Raw genomic sequence first — 23,504 nt, forward strand, 5'->3', positions numbered from 1 at the left:
GTAGTCGACGAGCATCGCGTGCTCTCGCGAACTCGGCAAATACCATCGCGATAGTCCGCTGGACCTGTTGAGAAACGGGCCTCGCTTTCGGCGACGGATGCAGAGCAGCGAATCGGGTCTTCGCGCGCTTTGCGCCCTTAACATTCCCACGTCATCTTGCAGGTGCAATTCGCCGTACTCTGATCCGTCAAGACAATCGTAACCATTGAGACCCCGGCGGACAGCCAATCGTATCGGATCCGACCACGCCGCGATGGTTAATATGCCATTGATTTCCGTTACGAAATTAACCCTTTCCGTGAACCAATCCGAACCACCTCTTCCGGTAGAAGCCTGCAGCCAGGGACGCGATCTGAATGCCAATGGGGTGGGAAGACGATATGGCCTACAAACTGATGCATGGCTCTGCTGCTATTGCGATCGCTACAGTTATGTGTGTGCCTGCCGCCGCGCAGGAAGCCCACGGCTCTGCCGAAAACGTCGGCGCCGCTCAGACTTCGGCGGAAACGCAATCGGAAGACGAGACCCGCGTCACTGTGCGCTCGACGCCGCTCGATCCGCTTTATGGCAAGATCGACCCCTTCTACGGCAAGATCGACGCTTTCTGGGACGACATTTCGCCCTTCTATGGCAAGATCGACCCTTTCTACGGCAAGATTGACCCCTTCTACGGGAAGATCGATCCCTTCTGGGACGACATCAGCCCCTTCTACGGCGACATCAGCGCGTTCTGGGGAAGGATCGACGCATTCTGGGGTAACATCGACGCCTTCGACGCTGGCCGCATGGCCGCGCTCGGCGATTTCTGGTCGCAGACCGCAGTCCAGTTCGGCGCAACCGATACAGCCTGGGCTGCATTGGCCCAGGATAGCGGCAATGTAGCCCTCCAACAGGCGCTTGCGGCGCAGCTCGACCAGCTGGTCGCGCAATCGGAAGCGCATTGGGGCGAATTGGTAGCACAGCAGACCGGGCAGGATTTCCAGTCGATCTTCGTCGATGCGATCTTTGCACGTCACGGGATTGATCCGAGTGATCCGGCTTCGCTGGCGGCACTTTCCGCCAACCAGCGGTCCGCCTTCTTCGTCGATTGGCATGACAGCTTGATGGGATATTCCGGGATCGACCACGTCGATCACTGGATGGGCGGCATCAACTGGACCCCGTCGATCACGCAGATCCAGGGGGCTGGTCACCAGACAACCATCGGCATCCTCGATTCCGCCGTCACCGGCTCGGACGACCTTGCCGACAATGTGGTTTCATCCACCGGCAGCACTGCCTTCGTCAGCGGGCACGGCGCCGGTGTCGCCAGTCTTCTGGTTGGCGCGCATGACGGCGTCGGCGTCATGGGTATCGCCCCCAATGCACGGGTCGTTGCTCACAATCCGTTCGACGAGACAGAAACGGCATCCTGGGAGGACGTCCGCGAGGGCATCATCGCGCTGAATGTCGGCGGTGCCAGCATCATCAACCTCTCTCTTGGTGAGCCCGGGACGCCGCTTTCGGCAGAATGGCGCGGCATCTTCAACGACAGCCGCGTGTTCCCGCACTCAAACACATCGGTTTACGTCCTTGCCGCCGGCAACGACGGCGTGGCGCAAACGAACGACGTCGAATGGGCAGGGGCCTTCTCAACCTCCTTCATCCTTGTCGGATCGGTGTCGCCCGACGGATCGATTTCGGGCTTCTCCAATACTCCGGGCAATGCTTGCCTGCTCAACAACGGGGTTTGCTCGAACAGCTCCGATCTTGGTCAAGGCGGCCTTCTGATGAACCGGTTCATCGTCGCTCCGGGCGAAATGCTGCTCGTGGACGATGGCCATGGCGGCTATGTCCGGCGCAGCGGCACCTCGTTCTCCGCACCGCTCGTGTCCGGCGCGATCGCGCTCCTGCACGATCGTTGGCCGTGGCTCGCCAACAACCCCGAAGCCAGCGTCGAAATCATCCTGCGTTCGGCACGGGACCTCGGCGCGCCGGGAGTGGACGAGGTATACGGCGTCGGGATGCTCGACGTGCTCGCCTCGCAATCGCCGCTCGACTTCAACGACACATACTTCCGCATGTACCAGCGGTATGGCAGCTACTTCTACCGGAGCGATGTAAGCGCGTCTTACCTGCTCTCGGGCGGAGTGCCTTCATGGTGGGAAACCAGCGATGTCTTCTTCACCATGTATGAAGACGTGGGCACCACCTATCGCGATTTTGCCGTGCCGATGTCGACTTACACCACCGGCAAGCGCACGAATGCGCTGGGCGGTGGATACAAGCGCCTGCAGGACTTCGTGTCCGACCGCTTTGCGCGCTGGATCCGCTCCGGCGGAAGCGACTCGCAAGGTGATGGCGTGGCGGGCATTAGCCAGATTGCGTTTGGTGCCGACCACCGCGCGGGCAACTGGTCGCTGCAGTATTCTGCGATCATGCCGCGCCTCAACGAGGAAGGCGTGGTTGAATCGGTTCATTCCGGCGCGAAGCTGACCGATCCTGCTGGCCGTTTTGCGCTGACGCTCGGCCACGGCCAGGGCGCCATGGCACTGGCAGGTGAACGCTTCGGCATCGTGAGCGATTTCGACCGCGACGAAGGCGGCGTAAACCCCATTCTCGGATTCGCTTCCGGCGAGGTCTTTACCGCGGTGAGCTTTGCCCCTTCGGAGGGGACCAGGCTGCGCATCGGCTATTCGGAAAACAGCCGTGGCTGGGAAGATATCCCGGCGATCAACCCGGTCGATCGTTACCTTCAGGGCGAGTTCGGCGACCAACGGGCGAATGCGCTCACGATGGACCTCGAACAGAAGGTCAGCGACAGTCTTTCGCTCAACGTCCAGTACACGCATCTGGATGAGGCCAACGCCCTTCTCGGTGTCCAGACAGACAACGATATGCTGCTTGGAGAAGGCGCTCGTACCGAAGCGCTGACACTGTCGGGCACGATCGGGCTGGGCGCGAAACTGCGCCTCGATCTTTCGGCAACGGTCGGCAAGACCGAACTTGCCGAAGGCCAGTTCCTCGCCAATGCCAGCGATATTCTGAGCACTGCGGGTCAGCTTTCATTGACGGGCACGGGGGTGTTCGAAAGCCGCGACAGTCTGCGCCTGACACTGGGGCAGCCGCTCCAGATCGAGGATGGGTCGCTGGCGATCTACAGCCTCGAAGTGGTCGATCGCGAAACCGGGGAAACCGGGATCAGGGCCCAGGAGATCGGCATTGCGACCAAGCGCCGCATCATGGGCGAGCTCGTCTATGCCGCCCCACTTGGCGATGCTGCCGAACTGGGCGTGTTTGGACGATATGTGAGCGAAGGCAGTGCAAGCCCGGAAGACGGCGTCATGCTCGGCATCAATCTGGGCAAGCGGTTCTAACGCGAAGACAGCCGGTCACGGCAGCGCTGCTGGGGAGCGCTGCCGCAAAACAACAAGAGAATTTGGGGGTTCGACATGGCCAAGGGACTGCAAAAGGCGATACTTGCGAGTGCTCTCGCGATCGCTCTACCGACAGCCGTCACAGCAGCGGATACCGCCGGTGTCCAGGACTACGAAGCCAAGCTTACGGCCGCGAAATCGGCAATGATGGGCGATACTGCAGAAGCACTTCGTCTTGCGCAGGAAGTCCGCGGCAGCGCGCAGCAGGACACCACCGAGGCGCACCGTATCCGCCTTGTAGCCCGCTGGCTCGAAGGTGAGGCGCTGATCCGTCTGAACCGCGCCGATGAGGCACAGGAAATTATCGAAGCGGCATTGAGCGAGGCTGGCGAATCTTTCGAAAACGACATCCTCTACGCGGACCTTCTGCGCTCCAAGGCATCGCACAAGGCCCATAGCGGCGAATATGGCGAAGCGCTGTCGGCATTCTTCGAAGCGCACGACCGCTACAAGAGCCTTGGCGAGACGCGGAGCCAGGCGATCGTGCTCCAGAATATCGGATCGCTCTATCTCGACGCACGCGATTACGAGCGCGTCATGCGCTACTATCGCCTGGCCAATGAAACGCATGCCGACGACCTCGCCCTCTCGCTTTCGGCTCACAACAACGTCGGCAACGCGCTCAAGGAATTGGAGCGCTACGAAGAAGCCGAGAGCGAGTTCGAGCGCGCTTTGGAACAGGCAGTGAAAATGGGCTCGCCCATGCTGCAGGCGCGTATCCTGACCAATATCGCATCGACCCAGTTGCTGATGGGCGATGCGATCAGGGCCCGCGCGACCATCGACAAGGGTATCGCGCTTGCACAAGACACCGCGCCCGACTGGCTGCCATTCATGCACGGTGTGCGCAGCCAGATCTTTCTTGAGCAGGGCAAGTTCGGCCAGGCTCGCACCGACATCAAGCGTACGTTCGCCGGACAGGACCTGGAACAGAGCTCGCCCTATTTTCGCGATTTCCACCAGGCTGCCTACAAGATCCATTCGAAGTCCGGCGAGCACGCACTAGCGCTTCGTCACCTTGCGGCGTTCCACCGGATCGACGGACAGGCTCGCGATCTTTCTGCGCAAGCAAACAGCGCCCTGCTTGCAGCCCGGTTCGACTCCGAAAGCCGTGAACTTCGCATCTCGAAGCTTTCGGCGGAGAAGCAGGCCAGCGAAGCACGACTTGCATCCTCGGAAAACCAGGTGTGGGCCCTCACAGCCGGTATCGGCTTCGTGATCTGCGCCCTTCTCGCGCTTCTCCTTAACCTGCGCGTTCTGAGCCGCAGCAAGAAGGCGATCAGCAACGCAAACGACAAGCTGACCTATGTCATCCAGCACGATGGCCTGACCGGCCTCTATTCGCGCGATCATTTCCATGCCTTGCTCGAAGAGGAGGTGAGCTCCGCGAACCAGGATGAGCAAAGCGGCGTGCTGATGCTGATCGACCTCGATCGCTTCAAGCAGGTGAATGATACCTATGGCCATGCTGCAGGCGACCGCGTGCTTGTAAACACCGCCCTGCGCTTCCGCGAGGCAGCTGGCCAGGATGCTGTCATTGGCCGACTTGGTGGCGATGAGTTCGCGCTGTTCATGCCGCACCCATATGCTGTCGAAGACGCATGGGATGTCGCACGGGCCATAATCGAGCGCATCGCGATCCCGTTCAGCCACGAAAGTCACGAAGTCCTCGTCGGTGCCTCCGTCGGCATCGCCAGCATCGGCGGCGAGGATCGTTCGATGAGCTCGATCATAACCAATGCCGATCTCGCTCTTTATGAAGCGAAGCGCCGGGGTCGCGGCATGTTCGTGAATTACAAGCCATCGATGCGTTCGAAGCTTGAAGAGCGTACTTCGATCGAGAACGATCTCGCCAAGGCGCTTGAGAAGAACGAATTGTCGATCGCGTACCAGCCGATCGTCGATGGGCCGTCGGGCGATGTCCGCTGCTACGAAGCGCTGATGCGCTGGAACCATCCGGAGCGCGGCGAAGTATCGCCCGATCTCTTCGTCCCCGTGGCCGAAGATGCCCTGCTGATCGACACGCTCGGCGCCTGGCTACTGAAAACCGCCTGCCGTGACGCAATGAGCTGGAAGGAGGACGTGAAGCTGACAGTCAACGTGTCGGCAGTCCAGCTTTCGAACCGGTCATTCCTCTCGACGGTCATCGAAGCCTTGGCGTCGAGCGGCCTTCAGCCCAACCGCCTTATCCTCGAGCTTACCGAAAGCGTCGTCCTCGAAATGGACGAACATGTCGAACGCCTGATCAAGAGCCTGCACGACCTGGGCGTGTCCTTCGCCCTCGATGACTTCGGCCGTGGCTATTCCTCGCTGAACTACATCGAGAAGATGCAGTTCTCGATGATCAAGATCGATCGCGACTTCGTGCAGGCAGCTGCCGCGGGTTCCGCCAAAAGCCAGGCAGTGGTGTCGGCCATCGTGTCGCTGGCGCATTCGCTCGGTATAGATGTGACGGCCGAGGGGATCGAAGGCGTTGAACAAGCCGACGCCATGCGCGGTCTGGGATGCTCATGGTTCCAGGGGTTCCACTTCGGTCGCCCCGAACCGCTGCACATGGAAACGATTGAAGCCGGTCCGATGTCGGGCGCGCGCGCGAAGATCGCGATCGGGCAGGCGTGATCCCTGGTCATAAGGGTGTCGGCAACACCGGCATTCGCCTCCGGCTGGCTGGGTGAAGGCTAGACAGGCAAGAGCAAGAGCTCCCGCTCGGGTCGCCGGTGATGCAAGGGAGGTTGCCCGGACCGCGATCGAGGCGGCGTTCACATCATGAGCGCTCCGGGCGGCAGTTTCCCTCGATGATCGGCCAAGAAACAAAAGCGCAATCCGTCCCGTCGGAAGTGCCTGGATGCGTGTTGCCGATCAGAAGAAAATCCTCGACAGAATCGCCAGAATTCCTAGGAATTACTAGGGGACATTTGGGAAACGGGTCGCATGGCACAAATCAACGGCACTTCGGGCAACGATAATCTTCAGGACACGGCGGAAAACGACGTCGTTCTTGCGGGCGCGGGCAATGACGGTTTTTCAAGTTCGCAAGGTAATGACGTTGCCTATGGCGAAGGGGGCAATGACACTCTCAATTCCTACGCCGGAAACGACCAGATGTTCGGTGGCGGCGGTGTCGATACTCTCTACGCCCTGCGCTATTCATACGACCCTGTAAGCACCGTCCTGCTGAATGGCGGCGGGGACGACGATTTTCTCGAAGCCAACATCAGCAATGGATCGACCGTCACGCTGTTGGGCGGATCGGGGAACGACTCTTTCTTCGCCTCGGGCTGGGAAGGAACCTACATTGCCGATGGCGGTGACGGCGACGACGAGTTTTGGATCGCTCTCGACGGGCTGGTCTATACTTTGACGATGGGTGCGGGATCGGACCTCGTCCGGATTTCGGGGCCCGGCGGGTATGATCTGGCCGACCTGATCACCATCACCGATTTCGCGACCGGCGCTGGGGGCGATGCGGTCGAGCTGCGTGATTTCCTCGAAATGACTTTGGGTTCGTCGGAAGCCAATCCCTTCGTCAATGGCACCCTGCGCCTGACGCAGAGCGGCGCCCATACATTGCTCGAGATTGACCAGTTCGGCGACGACAACTGGGTCACTTTCATCAACTTCGAGAATACGCAAGTCGGCGACTTTACCTATCACAATCTCGGATACACGCCCGACGGATCGCCCATTCCCGGCGAAACCTGGGTCGGGACCGAAGGTGACGATGTCCGCCAGGGTACCGACTATAACGACGACCTCAGCGGCTTGGGCGGAAACGACATCATCGGCGGCGGACTTGGCGATGATCTGATCCTCGGCGGTGCCGGGAACGACACGCTCTATGGCGAGCAGGGTGACGACGTCATCTATGGCGAAGGCGGCGATGACACCATCGATGTCGGCTCGGGCAACAACACCGCTTATGGCGGGGGCGGTAACGACGCGCTCACGGTGGAGCATGGCATCAACGACTGGCTGACCACCGCAACGCGTCTTGAAGGCGGCGACGGTGACGATACGCTGACGGCAAAGATCAACGGCTCCTCCACCGCGGAACTAATCGGCGGGGCCGGAGAAGATCACTTCATCGTCGATGGCGAATCCGGATCCGTAACCGTCGACGGCGGCGCAGACGACGATTTGGTCGAAGTCCGGGTGGAAGGCGCTTCGACGACCGTGACGCTCGGCGGCGGCGTGGATACGCTGCGCCTGACGGGTCCGGTTTTCGGGAATTTCCAGGGGGTCATAGTCACGGACTTTGTTGCCGGCGATGCGGGCGACATCATCGACTTCTCGCCGCTCTACAGCGAGCTGAGCTACAATTGGGACGGGATCAGCAATCCGTTCCGAGGCGGTTACCTGCGACTGGTGCAGGTCGGCAACGATACTCGGCTCCAATACAGCCAGGGCGGTGCAGCCAATCCCGACATGTATTTCGATCTTGTCATTTTCCAGAATACGCAGGTCGGCGACTTCACAACCTATAACTTCGGCTTCCCGCCCGACGGCAGCTATCCGCCGGGCGTCAGCTGGACCGGCACTAATGGTCCCGATGTCTTCGACGGGACTGCCGGAAGCGATGTCGTGACCGCGCTGGGTGGTGACGACACGATCCGCACCTTCGATGGCGATGACGTCATCTATGCCGGTGGCGGCAATGACATCATCACTTCGGGCGATGGCGCGGATACGGTCTATGGCGGTGGCGGCGACGACACGATCGACGACTATGGCAATGGCGTCGGCGATGACTTCGTCGACGGCGGCGAAGGCAACGATACGATCACCATCATCCACGGGATCAAGGCCGGACTCGACGAGGAGCTGACCGTCTATCTCGGCGGCGGCAACGATACGCTCTACATCTACCAGTCGCAGTCGGACTGGAACTTCGTCTACGCAGGCGATGGCAATGATTACATCTGGTATACGGGCGCTGCCGGGAGCGTCTCCATGGATGGCGGCACCGGGGACGACACGTTCGAAATCCTGCTCTGGGGCCCCAGCTACGAGATCACGCTCGGCAGCGGCCAGGATCTCGTGAATATCGGCTACCAGATCAACCAGAACTTCCTTGCCGACAATCTGGTGATCACCGATTTCGTGGTCGGCAATGCGGGCGACAGGCTGCTGTTCGGAGACATCCTGCCGAATTTCGGCGGCTTCCTCTGGAACCCATTCTACGACCAGCGCGTCCGCCTCGTGCAGGATGGCGACAATGCCCTCCTGCAGATCGACCGCTATGGCGGCGGCAACCACATCACCATTGCCGTGCTTCAGGGCGTCGACATCGGCGAGTTCACCGGCAACTACAATCTCGGCTGGGACCCTGGCACGCAGAGCTTTTACGGGACTACCGGCGTCGACAATCTCGCCGGCCTGTGGGGCAACAACTCCATGTTCGGCTACGAGGGCGACGACATCCTCGACGGGCGGGCAGGTGACGACACGCTCGATGGCGGGATCGGCAACGACAATCTGCTCGGCGCCAAGGGCAACGACACGCTTCTCGGCGGTGAAGGCGACGACCTGCTCGATGGCGGGCGCGGCGACGACACGCTGTTCGGCGGCGCAGGCAACGACAAGCTCGTCAGTTGGAGAGGCCTCAATACCTTCCATGGCGGCGATGGTGACGACCTGATTGTCGGCGGCGAGGACAAGGACGTCGCCTATGGCGGAGCGGGCGTGGACACCCTTCGCGGCCATACCGGTGACGACGAACTCCATGGCGGCGACGACAACGATATCCTCGCCGGCAGCTGGGGCAACGACTTCCTCTATGGCGACGCGGGCAATGACTATGTCACCGGCCAGGGCGGCAACGACGTAATCTATGGCGGCCTCGGCAATGACAAGCTGCTTGGCGAAGACGGTGCCGACACGATCGTCGGCGATGCCGGGGGCGACGATATCGACGGTGGTGGCGGCAATGACTGGCTCCAGGGCAGCGACGGGCACGACACCATCACGGGTGGAACCGGCTTCGACCTGCTGTTTGGCGGCAATGGGGATGATGATCTCGACGGCGGCTATGGCGACGACGAATTGCGCGGCGATGCCGGCTTCGACGTCCTGAGCGGCGGATTCGGGAACGACCAGCTATGGGGCGGCGACGATGCCGACGACCTCTATGGCGATGACGGGAACGACATCCTGCGCGGCGAGGGCGGCGACGACCTCATTTTCGGCGGCCTTGGCCTCGACCAGATCTATGGCGGGGACGGCGACGACGATATCGAAGGGGAGGATGGCGACGATTTCATCGACGGCGGCAATGGCTCCGATCTCATCCTCGGCGGCGCGGGCTACGACGCGATCCTGGCCGGCGCGGGCGATGACACCGTTTATGGCGGCGCCGATCTCGACGACATCTTCGGCAATGACGGAAACGACTTCCTTTATGGCGAAGGCGGGGAGGACCTGCTGTCGGGCGGTGAGGGCAACGATCGCCTCGAGGGCGGCGATGCCGACGACGTGCTGATCGGTGGTAGCGGCAATGATATCCTGATCGGCGGCGCGGGCGTCGATGTGCTGACCGGCGGTCTGGGCAGTGACACGCTGACGGGCGGTGCCGGGATCGACGTGTTCGTGTTCGATACTTCCCCCGGCGTGGGCAATGCCGACACGATCACCGATTTCAATGCGGCCGAGGACGGGATTGTTCTCGAGCTGTCCATATTCACCGGGATCGACGGCGAGGGCGTCCTGTTCGACAGCGAGTTCCACACGGGCTCTGCGGCAGCTGACGCGGCTGACCGGATCATCTACAACAGCGCGACCGGCGAGATCTTCTACGATAGCGACGGAACCGGCGCGAGTGCGCAGGTGCTTGTCGCAACTGTCACGCCGGGCACGAACCTGTCGGCCGCCAATTTCGAGGCGTATTTCCTCCAGAATGCGGCGCAGAATCCCGGTGGCGACAGCTTGGGCCAGTTGCAGGCCGGTGATCTCCACACGATAGGTGCCGATATCTTCATCGCCTGATTGGCCGATATTTACTGTCAAATGACAATGCGCGCGTGGCTATTTTGCAGCACCGGGCGAGTTTTCGTCACCGCTTCACTTAGGGTATCGACAAGTGATGCGGGGCTATTAGAGATAATTCGGTAATTTTTTAGGGGTCGCATATCATGCCAATCATCAACGGTACTTCGGGTGACGACAATCCGGATGACACGCCAGGTGACGATACCGTCTACCTCATGGCGGGCGACGATTTTTTCACCAGCAATTCGGGGAACGACACCGTCTATGGCGGGGGAGGGGCGGATTATCTTTCGTCCTACGCAGGCGGAAACACCCAGCTCTTCGGCGATGACGGCAACGACACCCTGAATGTCGAGCGTGTCTACTATCATCCCGATGTCACAATCCTCGCCGACGGCGGCGATGGAGATGACCATATCAACGTCAATCTCACAAATCGCTCCGTGGTCACTGCACTTGGCGGTGCGGGCAACGATACGTTCAATTTCGACGGCGGGGGTAGTGGCGCCAACCAGCTGTTCGCCGACGGAGGAACCGGTAACGACAGATTCAATCTCGAACTCGAAGGTCAGCATTACCAGCTGACCCTTGGCCTCGGTCAGGACACGGTTTTCCTGACCAACGGCTATGGTTCAAGCGTCTTCGAGAACAAGGTTACGATTCTCGATCTCGAGCTTGGCGCCACAGGCGATCGGATCGATTTCAATACGGTCCTTGCGCAGGTGAGCGGATGGAACGGTTTCGATAACCCCTTCGTCGAGGGTTATGTCAGGCTGCTCCAGTCGGGCAATGACGCATTCCTGCAGGTCGATAGCAACCTCGATGACAATTGGGTCACGATGGTCATCCTTAGAGATGTCGATTCGAGCAGCCTCACCTACCACAACCTGGGCTGGACGCTGGACGGGTCGGGAGTTCCCGGTGAGACATGGAATGGCACGGAGAACGCAGACTACTATCAGGCAGGTGATTTCGACGATACGCTAAGCGGGCTTGGCGGCGATGACACACTGTTCGGCGGTGTCGGCGACGACAACATCCTTGGTGGAGCCGGCAACGATCAGCTCGATGGCGGCGAAGGCGACGACACGATCTACGGTGAAGGCGGTAACGACCTCATCGAGACGCAGATCGGCAATGACCTCGCTTACGGCGGTGGCGGCAACGATACGCTGATCATGGATCATGGCTTCTATATGGAGCAGGATTTCGACTCCACGCTCGACGGTGGGGATGGTGACGATACGCTGGTCGCCGAGTTCAACGGAACCAGCACGGTCACAATGCTGGGTGGTGAAGGGGCCGACACGATCTCGCTCAGCACCAGCAGCGCGGGCACGGCGATCATCGACGCTGGCGCCGGGAATGATGATGTCACCTTGAATCTGCTGGGCTCGCGAACCGTGACGCTGGGCCTCGGGAGCGATGTGCTGCACATCGCGGAGGGGGAACCCAGCGCCTATTTTTCGACACCCGTTCTCGTCACCGATTTCGACACTTCGGCCGGGGGTGACACGCTCGACCTGTCAGAGCTCTGGGACATTATCCGCGCGGCAGGCGACAAGCCCGAAAACCCCTTCCGGGGCGGGTACATGCGGCTGGTCCAGGATGGGGCCGATACGCACCTCCAGTACAGCCCGGACGGTGCGGCCACGCCCAATGCCTATTTCACCTTCCTCATTTTCCAGAACACCGACATCGGTGACTTCAACTACGACAATCTCGGCCACAATCCCGACGGCAGCGAACCGCTGGGAGAGGACTGGACCGGGACCGCAGGCAACGACAGCTACCAGGGCACCTTCGGCACCGACACGATCAATGCGCTGGGCGGTAACGACACGATCTACGGACTCGGCTCGAGCGATACGATCTACGGTGGCGACGGCGACGACTGGATCGACGGCGGAGAGGGCGCCGATCTTCTCTATGGCGGCGCTGGCAACGACTACATCCGCGATTACAGCAATGGCTACGGGGATGACTTCGTCGATGCAGGCGATGGCAACGACACCGTCCATATCCAGCACTACATTTCCGGCCCCGACGAAAACCTGTTTGTCAACCTGGGTGCCGGCAACGACACCCTGACCGTCGATTCATGGACGCCGCGTTCCTTCGTCTATGCGGGCGGAGGTGACGACAGCATTCTCTTCAGCGGGCGCGAAGGCTTCGCCGATATCTATGCCGGCGGCGGCAATGACGACATCCGTGTCATCCTATGGGGCGGCAGCTATCGCCTTACGCTCGGTGCGGGCCAGGACCTGATCACGATCTCCAATCAGCTCGAGTTCGACGCGATCGCCGATAACCTCGTGGTGACCGATTTCCAGGTCGGCATCATGGGCGACCGGATCGATTTCTCGGAATTCCTGTCCAACACATACATCGGTCTGGCCGCCTGGAACCCGTTCTACGACCAGCGCGTGCGGCTGGTGCAGGACGGGGCGGACGCAGTTCTAAAGATCAACTGGGGTCTTTCGGAAGACTACATCACGATCGCCGTGTTCGAGAATGTCGACATCGGCACGATCTCGGGCCGCTACAATTTCGGCGCGGACCCCGGCACCCTGACCTTCACCGGAACTGCTGCAGCCGACAATCTGGTGGGCCTGTGGGGCAACAACACCATGACCGGGGCGGAGGGCGACGACACGCTCGACGGCCGCGGCGGTGACGACACACTCGACGGCGGGATCGGCAACGACAATTTGCTCGGCGCCAAGGGCAACGACATCCTCAAGGGCGGCGACGGCGACGATTTGCTCGACGGCGGACGCGACGACGACATGCTGTTCGGCGGCGCCGGCAATGACAAGCTCGTCAGCTGGAAGGGCTTCAACACCTTCGACGGCGGCGAGGGTGACGATCTCATCGTCGGCGGTGAGGACAAGGACATCGCTTATGGCGGCGCGGGCAACGATACGCTGCGCGGCCACACTGGCGACGACGAACTCCACGGCGGTGACGACAACGACGTCCTCGCCGGCAGCTGGGGCAACGACAACCTCTATGGCGATGACGGCAACGACTATCTCGCCGGCCAGGGCGGCAACGACACGCTCTACGGCGGGCTTGGTCACGACAAGCTGCTAGGCGGCGACAGTGTCGATACGATCTACGGCGAATCCGGCGGTGACGATATCGACGGCGGCGGCGGCGACGATGTCCTGTTCGGCGGAGATGGGCACGACACCATTCAGGGCGGTACTGGCTTCGACACGGTCGTCGGCGGCTTCGGTGACGACATCCTCTCGGGCGGTTTCGGCTTCGACAGACTGTTCGGGGATGAAGGTGCCGACACGATCAATGGCGGTGGCGGTGACGACGTCATCTACGGCGGTCTCGGGGCGGATATCCTGACCGGCGGCAGCGAGTTTGACGACTTCGTATTCGACACTGCGCTCGGTGGCGGCAATGTCGACACGATCACCGATTTCAGTGTCGTCCAGGACGAGATCATTCTCGATCGGAATATCTTCACCGGGATCGGGTCCTCGGGCACGCTCGATGCCGCGGCCTTCCATGCGGGGACCGCTGCAGCCGATGCGAGCGACCGCATCATCTACAACAGCGCGACGGGCGAGATCTTCTACGACAGCGACGGTACGGGCGCCGCGGCGCAAGTGCTCTTCGCCACGGTCACGGCCGGCACGAACCTGACCGCCGCCAATTTCGAGGCTTACTTCCTGCAGGGCCAGGCGGCAGTGCCGGGCGACACTCTGGCGAGCCTGCCACAGGCCGATGACCTGCACGCGCTGGGTAGCGGCCTCTTCGTTCTCTGACGCCCGGTTGAAACGAAAAGAGGGGCGGAGCTTCGGGTGAAGCTCCGCCCCTTGGTTCGGCAGCCGGGACGCTGCGCTGCCGGGAGTCGGGTCAGCGGCCGGACGGTGCCTGGACCTCGCTGGCGGTTTCCACCGTGGTGCCATTCTGGCTCATCTTGCCGCGGGCATTTTCGGGAGCCAGCAATTCATCGGCGGTGGCCACGGTGGTGCCGTTCTGGACCAGTCGGGCTTCCTTGGGTTCCGGAGCCAGCACCTCGTCGGCGGTCGCAACCGTCGTACCGTTCTGGACCAGCCGTCCCTCATTCGTTTCCGGCGCCAGTACTTCGTCGGCCGTCGCGACGGTAGTTCCGTTCTGCGAGAGCCCGGCGCGGGCCGGCGGCTGGCTGCCGTCGATCACGCGGACATGCCCTCCGCTGCCGGATGCTTCAGCTGCCTCCCCCTTCTCGACCTTCCAGCTGGGCTCGACCCCGCCTTCCTCGCCACCTTGAGAGCTGGCTCGGGCCGCCTGGACCGCGGGCAGCAAGAGGGCTGCTTCGCCTTCTTTTTCGGGTGCCTTGATGTCGTCTGCCGTCGGGACGGTGGTGCCGGGCTCCTGGCGGAAGCCGCCATTGCCCCGCGGCGCATGGGTCCCGGCGCCGGTTACGATATCGGCCCGACCATCATCGGACGCGGAACGGGCTCCTCTGCGGCTGCGCTGCTGCGATTCGCCGGGTACGCCTTCCATGTGAATGAAGGGACGGGCCGCGGTCTCCGATCCCTGTCCGCGGCTGCGCTGTGCCGCACCCGAGCGAGCGCTACGTGCCGGGCGTGCTGCAGTCCGTTCGCGCGCCGCCGGACGCGCAGTCGCACCCTTGCGCTTGCCACTGCGTGCCGGAGCGGCTGCCCGGTCGCTCTGGGCGCGGGCGGTCGGGTTTCCGTCTTCCGCCGCATCGGCAGGTGCCGGGGCTACCAGCATCAGGGCCGGAACGGTGAGGGCGAGGATGCCTGCCACCGAGAGGCGGCCGGCGGCGTGTTTTCCAAAGGCTTTCGTCATTTTCAGTCTCCCTGAGTCGTATTTGACGAATCGCCCTATAGGTCTTATTAGAGCAGGGGTCTAGAGCAAAAATCTAGACACGAAATCTAGAGTGACATTTGGCGAGAGTGGTGCGAAGTGAAATCCCATGGTTCAATCACGCAGTGAGGAGACGAAGACGCGGGTGCTCGACGCCGCCGCGGAGCTGATCGTCGAGATGGGTCACACCAATGTGACGCTGAGGGATATCTGCCAGCGGTCGGGGATCTCGAACGGAAGCGTCTTCCATCATTTCGGATCAAAGGAGGGGGTCGTGCGCGAACTCTTCCTGATCGAGCGCCGCCGCTATCTGGGCGCGATCGCCGAAGCGATTACCGGTTACGAGGGCGACCCCTGCGATGCCTTTGCGCAAGGTACGCGCGAGGCCATGCGTTTCCAGCTCGCCGATGTGGAACGCTTCATGCACCTCATCGCCGATTTCAACGACAGCGAATGGCTGCGCGAGAACCGCGAGCTGTGGCTCGGCACCGCGCTCGATATCCAGCAGCCGGTCGTAGAATGGGCGATGCCGCATTTCGCCAGCGGTGCGTTGCCGATGATGCCGCCGGCGGTTTTCCAGGCGATGTCGCTCGGCCCGGCCGAATTCCTGATGCGCTCGCAAAGGCAGGGGCGGATCGAGGATGCCTCGGCATTCATCGACACGATCGCTGCCGGGGTCGCCGCCAGCCTCAAGCACCTGCGGGACCAGCAGGCGGCGGAGAAGGCAAAGGCGGACAGCGCCTAGGCATCCGCCGCGCTGGCATCCACGTCTCTCTGGAGTGCGAAGCTTGCCAATCGGCTGGCTGCACGTCACTTCTTCGCCGATGGGAAAGCTCGTACCCAGTCGCACCGCGATCCTCGTTTCGCTCGGCATCACGATTGCCGCAGTGGTCCTCCTCCTCGCGATGGACCGCCCGCCGATCTGCGAATGCGGCTATGTGAAGCTGTGGCACGGCCTGATCAATGATGCGGGCAACAGCCAGCATATCTCGGACTGGTACACACCAAGCCACATCATCCACGGCATGATCTTCTATGCGCTGGGCTGGTGGATCTTCATCAAGCGCGGTTGGGGCGGGGCGGAGGCCGCGAAGAAATGGGGCCTGCCATTGGCAGTGTTCCTCGAGGCTGCATGGGAGGTGCTCGAGAATACTCCCATGGTCATCGACCGCTTCCGCTCGGTCACGGCCAACTTCGGCTATTCGGGAGATAGCGTGCTCAACTCCTTCGCCGATATCGGCTGGATGAGCTTCGGCTTCTGGCTTGCGCTGCGCCTGCCGGTGAAGTGGACCGTGGCGCTGGCGATTATCGGGGAGGTGGTTGCCGGGATCGTCGTGCGTGACGGGCTGACGCTTAACGTCATCATGCTGCTCTTTCCGATCGACGCCATTGCCGAATGGCAGGCCGCGAGCACGCACGGCTGACGCGACTGTGCTGGACTCGGCCTCGCCACAGTCCTAGAGAATTTCCATCCCCGGGGAGCCATGAGGCTGAGAGGGCGGTTGAAGTCCGCCGACCCGTCGAACCTGAACCGATTAGCATCGGCGGAGGGAGTGGAGCGGCGCGACAATACCGCTCTTCCTCCGCCTTATGGAGAGAGCACTCGCATGGCCGACATCAACAGCAAATTCGACATCGGCGTCACCACCGGTCCCATTCGCGGCAGTCGCAAGGTCCATGTCGGCGCCAAGTCCGGTAGCGGTATCCAGGTCGCCATGCGCGAGATCGACCTCGAGGGCGGCGAACCCAGCGTGCGCGTCTACGACACCTCAGGCCCCTACACCGATCCCGATGCGCAGATCGATATCCGCAAGGGCCTCGAACAGAAGCGGCGCGAATGGATCCTCGCGCGCGGCGATGTCGAGGAATACGATGCGCGCGAAGTGAAGCCGGAAGACAATGGCCAGCTTGGTCCGGATCGTTCGGGCGGCGTCCCGGCCTTCCCCAATGTCGCGAAGAAGGTGCTGCGCGCCAAGCCCGGCATGAACGTCAGCCAGATGCACTATGCCCGCCGCGGCATCATCACGCCCGAGATGGAATATGTCGCCGAGCGCGAGAACCTGGGCCGCGAAATGCTGCGCGATCAGGCCGCCCGCCTCACCGCGCGCAACGATGGCCAGCCCTGGGGCGCCGAGCTGCCCGATTACGTCACCCCCGAATTCGTCCGTGACGAGGTCGCCCGTGGCCGCGCGATCATCCCGAACAACATCAACCACCCCGAGACCGAGCCGATGGCGATCGGGCGTAACTTCCTCGTCAAGATCAACGCCAATATCGGCAATTCCGCCGTGGCCTCCGACGTGGCGAGCGAGGTCGACAAGATGGTCTGGTCGATCCGCTGGGGTGCGGACACGGTCATGGACTTGTCGACGGGGCGCAATATCCACGACACGCGCGAATGGATCATCCGCAACTCGCCCGTCCCCATCGGCACCGTGCCGATCTACCAGGCGCTGGAGAAAGTCGGCGGCATTGCCGAGGACCTGACCTGGGAAATCTTCCGCGACACGCTGATCGAACAAGCCGAGCAGGGCGTCGACTATTTCACCATCCACGCCGGCGTCCGCCTGCCCTATGTCCCGATGACCGCCAAGCGCGTCACGGGCATCGTGTCGCGCGGCGGCTCGATCATGGCGAAATGGTGCCTCGCACATCACAAGGAGAGCTTCCTCTACGAGCGCTTCGACGAGATCACCGAGATCATGAAGGCCTATGACATCGCCTATTCGCTGGGCGACGGCCTGCGCCCCGGCTCCATCGCCGACGCAAACGACGAAGCCCAGTTCGCCGAGCTCTACACGCTGGGCGAGCTTACCAAGCGCGCCTGGGAGCAGGACGTGCAGGTGATGATCGAAGGCCCCGGCCACGTGCCGATGCACAAGATCAAGGAGAACATGGACAAGCAGCTGGAGGCTTGCGGCGAAGCGCCCTTCTACACATTGGGCCCCCTCGTCACCGACATCGCGCCGGGTTACGACCACATCACCAGCGGCATCGGCGCGGCGCAGATCGGCTGGTACGGCACCGCCATGCTCTGCTACGTCACGCCCAAGGAACACCTCGGCCTGCCCGACCGCGACGATGTGAAGGTGGGCGTGGTGACCTACAAGCTCGCCGCCCACGCCGCCGACCTTGCCAAGGGCCACCCGGCCGCCAAGGTCCGCGACGACGCCTTGAGCAAGGCCCGCTTCGAATTCCGCTGGCGCGACCAGTTCAACCTCAGCCTCGACCCCGACACGGCCGAGCAATATCACGACCAGACCCTCCCCGCAGAAGGCGCCAAGACCGCCCACTTCTGCTCCATGTGCGGCCCGAAATTCTGCTCGATGAAGATCACGCAGGAAGTGCGCGACTTCGCGGCGAAGCAGAACTCGGACAGCTATCTGGCGACCGAGAACATCAAGCGCGAGACCTCAGCGGAAGAGGCCGAGGAAGCGCAGAAGGGCATGGAGGAGATGAGCGAGGTTTACCGGGAGAAGGGCGAGAAGCTGTATTTGCCGGAGGGGTGAGTGACGTCGCTCAGACTATCCATTTTGCTGGTTTTTAGGTTGGAGCATTAGTCATGGAGTCAGGCAAGGCATCGCTTGCAGACCTTTTCGAGAACGAGCTTTTTTATGAGATTCCCAGTTTCCAACGACCGTTCTCGTGGGACAAAGACAACTTTCAAGAGTTGGTAGACGATCTCTGGGATACGGAGTTCGATACTGAGTATTTTCTAGGCAGCATAGTCTACTATGCCGAAGATCAGACGCGAATGGTTGTGGACGGACAGCAACGTCTGACGTCACTGATGATCCTGCTGGCATGCATCCGGGACCTGATTGAGAACCAGAAAATCAAGGACGACATCCAGAGAATGATCGTCCAGCCAGAGGATACCGTCCGGCAGATTGACGAACGAGAACGACTGTTTGTCAAAGATCGCGACATGTTCAAATTGATGGTGACCGACAATGGCGGAACCAATGAGAGATATGATGCGCGAGACTACGACGAGCCAAGCAACCGGTATGTGATAGCTCGCAGCATATTCCGCTCATCCCTGGAGGGACGGAGCCAAGAAGACCTAGTAGATTTTCTCCGCTTCGTCTCCACGAAGTGTATTGTGATCTATCTCGAAGCAGACTCCTTTGATGAAGCATTTCGCTTGTTTGAGGTTGTGAATGACCGAGGCAAATCTCTTCGCCGAATTGACTTGCTGAAATCTCATAATCTTAATCCCTCGGTCGTGCCTAGCAAGAAAAAGCGCGCACTCTTAGCTAATCAGTGGGAGCAAGACGAAGCAAGTATAAAAGAGAAAGAATTTGAATCTCTCTTCAACATGATCCGTCTGATTCACACGAAGTCAAAACCTGCTGAAGACCTTTATTCGGAGTTTAAAAATAGGATCTTTGATCGTGGGAGGATGGAGGAGGGCGAAGGTTTCTTCGAGGAAATAACTCGATACGTCGATATCTATAAGCAGATATTCCAAGACTACGATTATCTGGACGGCCATGACTGTGAACGTCATTTTATGGCTCTAATGTCCATAATGGATGATCAGCTTCGTACTTTTGAGTGGCGCGCCTGTGTTCTCGCTTTCGCAAAAAAATTTGGCAGGGAGGATCTCTACGCGTTTTGTCTCGCGATTGAGAAAATCACGCTACTTCATTCCGTGGAGGGTGTTCGAAAAGACGAACGGTATGCTGATTTCACCGCAATCTTGACACGTATCGAAAGCGCCAAGGATGGCGCAGAATGTGCAGCATCAATTCAGATTGACACCTCAAAAATTGAAGAAAAGTTGGCGGAGGATGACCTCTACAAAAAACCTCACGAAAAATACGTTTTACTTCGCCTTGAATTAGCGGTCGCCGAAATGGACCAAATGCGTCAATTCACCGCTCGGACCGCTGAGCACGTTTTTCCTCAGAATCCGGAGGACGATAGCGAATGGGCGCAAATGGCTAACGAAGAAGAACGGAAAGAGTTCGTCAACAAATTGGGAAATCTGATTCTTCTCAGTAAGGGCAAAAATTCATCCGCTAGCAACCGCGACTTCCAAGAAAAGAAGCAAACATACCTAGCTCCAAGGGTAAGCGATTTTCCACGCAGTAGCCAAGTGCTCGGTTATGAAGCTTGGAACCGAGCAATAATCGAAGAGAGAACGAAGGAGGCCGCTTCGCTCGTTCTTCGGGACCCCGGTCAATAGCCGGGTGCTCGGCAGGTAGTGGAGTTTCAGGGACAGTATGTTCAATTTCTAACCCGCCGGAACGAGCTTCTCCACCAGCGCCCTGAGCTCGCTCGGTGTCGTATGTCCGGCGACGATCTCGTGATAGCCGATGCCCGCCTTGCGCAGCGCTTCCTTCTTTACCGCATCGCGCGCGGCGGCGCTGGTGCCTGTGTGGTGACCTGAGCCCTGATATTCGAGCGCGTGCAAGACCTGGCAGTTCTCGTCCATCAGCGCGAAATCGACGCGCTTTGAATTGACTGCGAGGAAGGCGTCCTTGTCGGGGCTGGCGAGGAACTCGCCAAGGCTCACCTGCGCCATCACCTGCCAGCGGGAATTGCGCGCGATCACAGCCGAGTCGAGCGCTTCGAACACTTTCGCCTCCGACTTGTTGAGCAGCGAGCGCGAGGTGAAGCTGGATCGGCTCACAAGCTTCAGCTGCTCGGCAGCGAGGTCAGCGCCGATGGCCTGCTCACGTTCCGCTTTCTCGACTACGCGCAGCGTCGGACCCTTCTTGCCGGACTTGCCCGCATTGCGCCCGCGCCAATAGGCCTTGCGCTTTTCGGCATCGGACTTGGCGATCACGCGCTCGAGCCCGATCCCGATCATTGCACCGAGAAACAGTACGATCAGCAGCGCCACGGGGCGGTCGAGGAGGAAGTTTATCGTTTCCATTTCCGCACCTTAGTCCAGTGCCAGTTTGGAAAACGTAAAACGCTTTGCCTGGAATCTGCGCCGAATTCAGAGGTTCACCACCGCCAGTTCTTCACGAGCGCCTTTGCTACGGCCTTCCGCCTGAATTGCCCCATCTGATCACCGCGATGCCGGCGACCGCCAACAGCACCAGCCACAGCTTCGGATTGACCGTCCAGAAGTTCACGAACAGCGCGGCATGCATCGCGGTATAGGCGGCTAGCCAGCCAAGGCCCCAACTCCGGCGCAAGAGGGCGCCGATCGCGCCGATCGAGACGACCAGTCCCATCGCCCCGATATAGCCGAAATAGGCGGGCACCGAGAAGCCGACGAGGTTGACCTCGGCCGACCCGATGAAGGCGCGTGTGTCGGCCAGCGCCTCGACCGCTTCTCCGCCGAAACTCCACCAGCCTGCCGCTTGTCCGATCATCAGCCCGCTGACACCGATACGGATGAGCCCGGAGGCGAGGAAAACAAGGGCGACAAGTATTGCCAGAAACCGTTTCGTCATGGTGTATTGCTTACACAATACACAGGTCTCGTCAACGCCCGTGTGTGGGAACATCAGTTGCCTATCCTCACCAGCACCCGCTCCTGAACGCTGCCGCCAATCTTGACGCCCACCGCATTTGGCCGAACACTCCGCGCCCATGACCCGGACCGAAACCAATCGCGCTCTCATCACCAAGGCTTTCGAAGGCTTGCGCCATGGTGATCCCTCGCATTTCCTCCCGCTGTTCGGCGAGGATATCGAGTGGCGGGTGATGGGTTCGTCCGCCTGGTCCAAGCATGTGAAGGGTCTTGCCAATGTCGAGCGGGATCTCGTCGGGCCGCTGTTTGCCCGTTTCGCGGGGCCCTATCTCAACATTCCCGAGCTGATCCTTGCCGATGGCGACCATGTCGTCGTGCTGGCGAAGGGCGACGCCGAGACTGTCGAAGGCCAGCGCTACGACAATGACTATTGCTTCGTCTTCCGGCTGGAGGGCGGCAGGATCGTCGAAGTACGCGAATACATGGACACGATCCTCGCCGACAAGGCGCTCGGTACCGGCTAGCCGTATTCGCGAGCGGGCCGGGCAAGGCGCGCCTTTTCGTCGGCAGGTTTCAACAAATGATGTCGCCCGATAGGGACTGTTGAAATAGTCACGCGCCCAATCAACCAAATCTTGAGTTCTCTTCGTCTTATTGTCAGTCGGGGATCGATTTTTTCTTAGGAGTATTCGGGTCGTGAAAAATTTGGGCGGGATTGCCGCTGCGCTGCTTTGCAGCGTGGCTTTGTCGGCATGTGGCGGGGGCGATTCCCCGAGTACGGGTGGGGGCGGTACGCCGACCCCGTCGCCAACTTCCTCGCCGAGCCCCACGCCGTCGCCTTCACCTTCGCCGACGAGCTACACCAAGTTCCACGACATCGCCGTGCCGGTCGCTTTCGAAACCGCGTGTTTTACGGCGGACCCCTTCGAGGCGGGCAGCATGCCGACGCTGTTCGGCCCGCAGGGGTTCGGACAAGCCAGCGCCCTGTCCTATGACGGCAGCGACCTGTCGGTGGCGATCAAGGGCGTGAACGGGGTGACGCAAAGCTGGACCGGCGACCAGCGCGCCAACCTCACCACCGGCTGGGGGCCGGACGAGGACCAGTATCACTGGAGTAAGCCGCACCCCACGTCCTCCGACCGGGAGAGGCTTACGATGTTTGTTCCCTATTACGGGGCTGTCGGCGGCTTCCAGCTCAACCGCTACTCGCGCGCAATCACCGCAAAGATCAGGGGCGCTGGCACGATCCTGTCGCAGACATGGTGCGCAGGCGGCGTGCAGACCGCGGCGGGCGACTTCCCGAGCGGGACGAAAACCTACCCAGACACCGACGTCAGCTGGGGCGACATGTGGGCGCGCGATGGGTCCGGCCAGCCGGAGCTCGACCGGTTCTGGCTTACCGACTTCAGCAATTTCGCGCTCGAGGCGGATTTCGCGACGAATACGGTCAATCTCGACATCACCTTCGCCAAGGCTTCGGGCGAGACTTTCGGCCCCTACACCGGCACCGGCACGATCGGCAGCAAGGGCGAGATCAGCGCGGACCTCGCCACCGCAGACGGCACGCTGATGATCCGCGGCAGCTTCTTCGGCCCGGGCGCCAGCGAATATGTCGTCATCTACGGGCTCGCCGAGGATACCAATGGCGACGGCGAGAACGACCTCGTCTTCATCGGACCCGTGGGGGCGCGCGAATAGGTTCGGGCGAGGCCGGGCCACGGGGCGAACTCCGCTCCTGCGCCCGGCCGTTGGTCTGCCGCAAATCGACGCTGGCAGAGCATCGGCTTGACCCGCGGCCTGCGCGGCGCTTGCACTCCCCGCATCCAGCATGG

13 protein-coding genes and 1 riboswitch are annotated in these 23,504 nt (G+C 61.0%); of the genes, 10 read left to right on the forward strand and 3 right to left on the reverse strand.

The window, feature by feature from the left end:
* Nucleotides 1-380 precede the first annotated feature (380 nt).
* From K3146_RS12870 to K3146_RS13590, 4 genes are all read left to right on the forward strand, one after another.
* Nucleotides 381-3,356: a S8 family peptidase gene (locus K3146_RS12870; RefSeq protein ID WP_221546712.1), complete on the forward strand. Its 2,976-nt coding sequence runs from the start codon at nucleotides 381-383 to the stop codon at nucleotides 3,354-3,356.
* A 75-nt stretch (nucleotides 3,357-3,431) separates the two neighbouring features.
* Complete coding sequence (locus tag K3146_RS12875) at nucleotides 3,432-6,035, forward strand: EAL domain-containing protein (protein ID WP_221546713.1); 2,604 nt, start codon at nucleotides 3,432-3,434, stop codon at nucleotides 6,033-6,035.
* Nucleotides 6,036-6,347: 312 nt separating this feature from the next.
* Nucleotides 6,348-10,397 carry a calcium-binding protein gene (locus K3146_RS12880; protein ID WP_221546714.1) on the forward strand — a complete coding sequence of 1,350 codons (4,050 nt, stop codon included), beginning with the start codon at nucleotides 6,348-6,350 and terminating at the stop codon, nucleotides 10,395-10,397.
* Nucleotides 10,398-10,543: 146 nt separating this feature from the next.
* A complete protein-coding gene (locus K3146_RS13590) occupies nucleotides 10,544-14,185 on the forward strand; it encodes a calcium-binding protein (protein ID WP_221546715.1) in 3,642 nt (1,213 codons plus the stop codon).
* A 91-nt stretch (nucleotides 14,186-14,276) separates the two neighbouring features.
* On the opposite strand, the gene K3146_RS12890 is transcribed toward K3146_RS13590, so the two are convergent.
* Nucleotides 14,277-15,218: a hypothetical protein gene (locus tag K3146_RS12890; protein ID WP_221546716.1), complete on the reverse strand. Its 942-nt coding sequence runs from the start codon at nucleotides 15,216-15,218 to the stop codon at nucleotides 14,277-14,279.
* Between the two features lie 127 nt (nucleotides 15,219-15,345).
* On the opposite strand from K3146_RS12890, the gene K3146_RS12895 reads away from it, so the two are divergent.
* The 4 genes from K3146_RS12895 (at nucleotide 15,346) to K3146_RS12910 (ending at nucleotide 20,430) form a co-directional block, all read left to right on the forward strand.
* On the forward strand, nucleotides 15,346-15,981 hold the full coding sequence (locus K3146_RS12895) for a TetR/AcrR family transcriptional regulator (RefSeq protein WP_221546717.1): 636 nt from the start codon (nucleotides 15,346-15,348) through the stop codon (nucleotides 15,979-15,981).
* Between the two features lie 79 nt (nucleotides 15,982-16,060).
* Nucleotides 16,061-16,660, forward strand: coding sequence for a DUF2585 family protein (locus tag K3146_RS12900; RefSeq protein ID WP_221546828.1), 600 nt, complete (start codon nucleotides 16,061-16,063; stop codon nucleotides 16,658-16,660).
* 41 nt (nucleotides 16,661-16,701) lie between these two features.
* A riboswitch (TPP riboswitch) is annotated at nucleotides 16,702-16,807 on the forward strand.
* Nucleotides 16,808-16,843: 36 nt separating this feature from the next.
* Complete coding sequence (gene thiC, locus K3146_RS12905; RefSeq protein WP_221546718.1) at nucleotides 16,844-18,745, forward strand: phosphomethylpyrimidine synthase ThiC; 1,902 nt, start codon at nucleotides 16,844-16,846, stop codon at nucleotides 18,743-18,745.
* A gap of 53 nt (nucleotides 18,746-18,798) precedes the next feature.
* Complete coding sequence (locus K3146_RS12910; RefSeq protein ID WP_221546719.1) at nucleotides 18,799-20,430, forward strand: DUF262 domain-containing protein; 1,632 nt, start codon at nucleotides 18,799-18,801, stop codon at nucleotides 20,428-20,430.
* Between the two features lie 48 nt (nucleotides 20,431-20,478).
* Here K3146_RS12910 and K3146_RS12915 read toward each other — a convergent pair whose 3' ends face one another.
* Together K3146_RS12915 and K3146_RS12920 are read right to left on the reverse strand one after the other, a co-directional pair.
* Entirely contained in the window at nucleotides 20,479-21,123 is a 645-nt protein-coding gene (locus K3146_RS12915; RefSeq protein ID WP_221546720.1) for a DUF2726 domain-containing protein, read from the reverse strand.
* A gap of 106 nt (nucleotides 21,124-21,229) precedes the next feature.
* Nucleotides 21,230-21,652 (reverse strand): hypothetical protein, encoded by a 423-nt coding sequence (locus K3146_RS12920; protein WP_221546721.1) that lies wholly within the window; start codon nucleotides 21,650-21,652, stop codon nucleotides 21,230-21,232.
* A gap of 139 nt (nucleotides 21,653-21,791) precedes the next feature.
* Here K3146_RS12920 and K3146_RS12925 point away from each other — a divergent pair, with 139 nt between their 5' ends.
* The gene (locus tag K3146_RS12925) at nucleotides 21,792-22,196 is read left to right on the forward strand and encodes a nuclear transport factor 2 family protein (protein ID WP_221546722.1); all 405 of its coding nucleotides are present in this window, start codon (nucleotides 21,792-21,794) and stop codon (nucleotides 22,194-22,196) included.
* Between the two features lie 172 nt (nucleotides 22,197-22,368).
* A complete protein-coding gene (locus K3146_RS12930) occupies nucleotides 22,369-23,370 on the forward strand; it encodes a hypothetical protein (RefSeq protein WP_221546723.1) in 1,002 nt (333 codons plus the stop codon).
* Nucleotides 23,371-23,504: the final 134 nt, after the last annotated feature.

Source organism: Qipengyuania vesicularis (genome assembly GCF_019711415.1).
In the GTDB taxonomy this organism is placed as follows: Bacteria; Pseudomonadota; Alphaproteobacteria; order Sphingomonadales; family Sphingomonadaceae; genus Qipengyuania; species Qipengyuania vesicularis.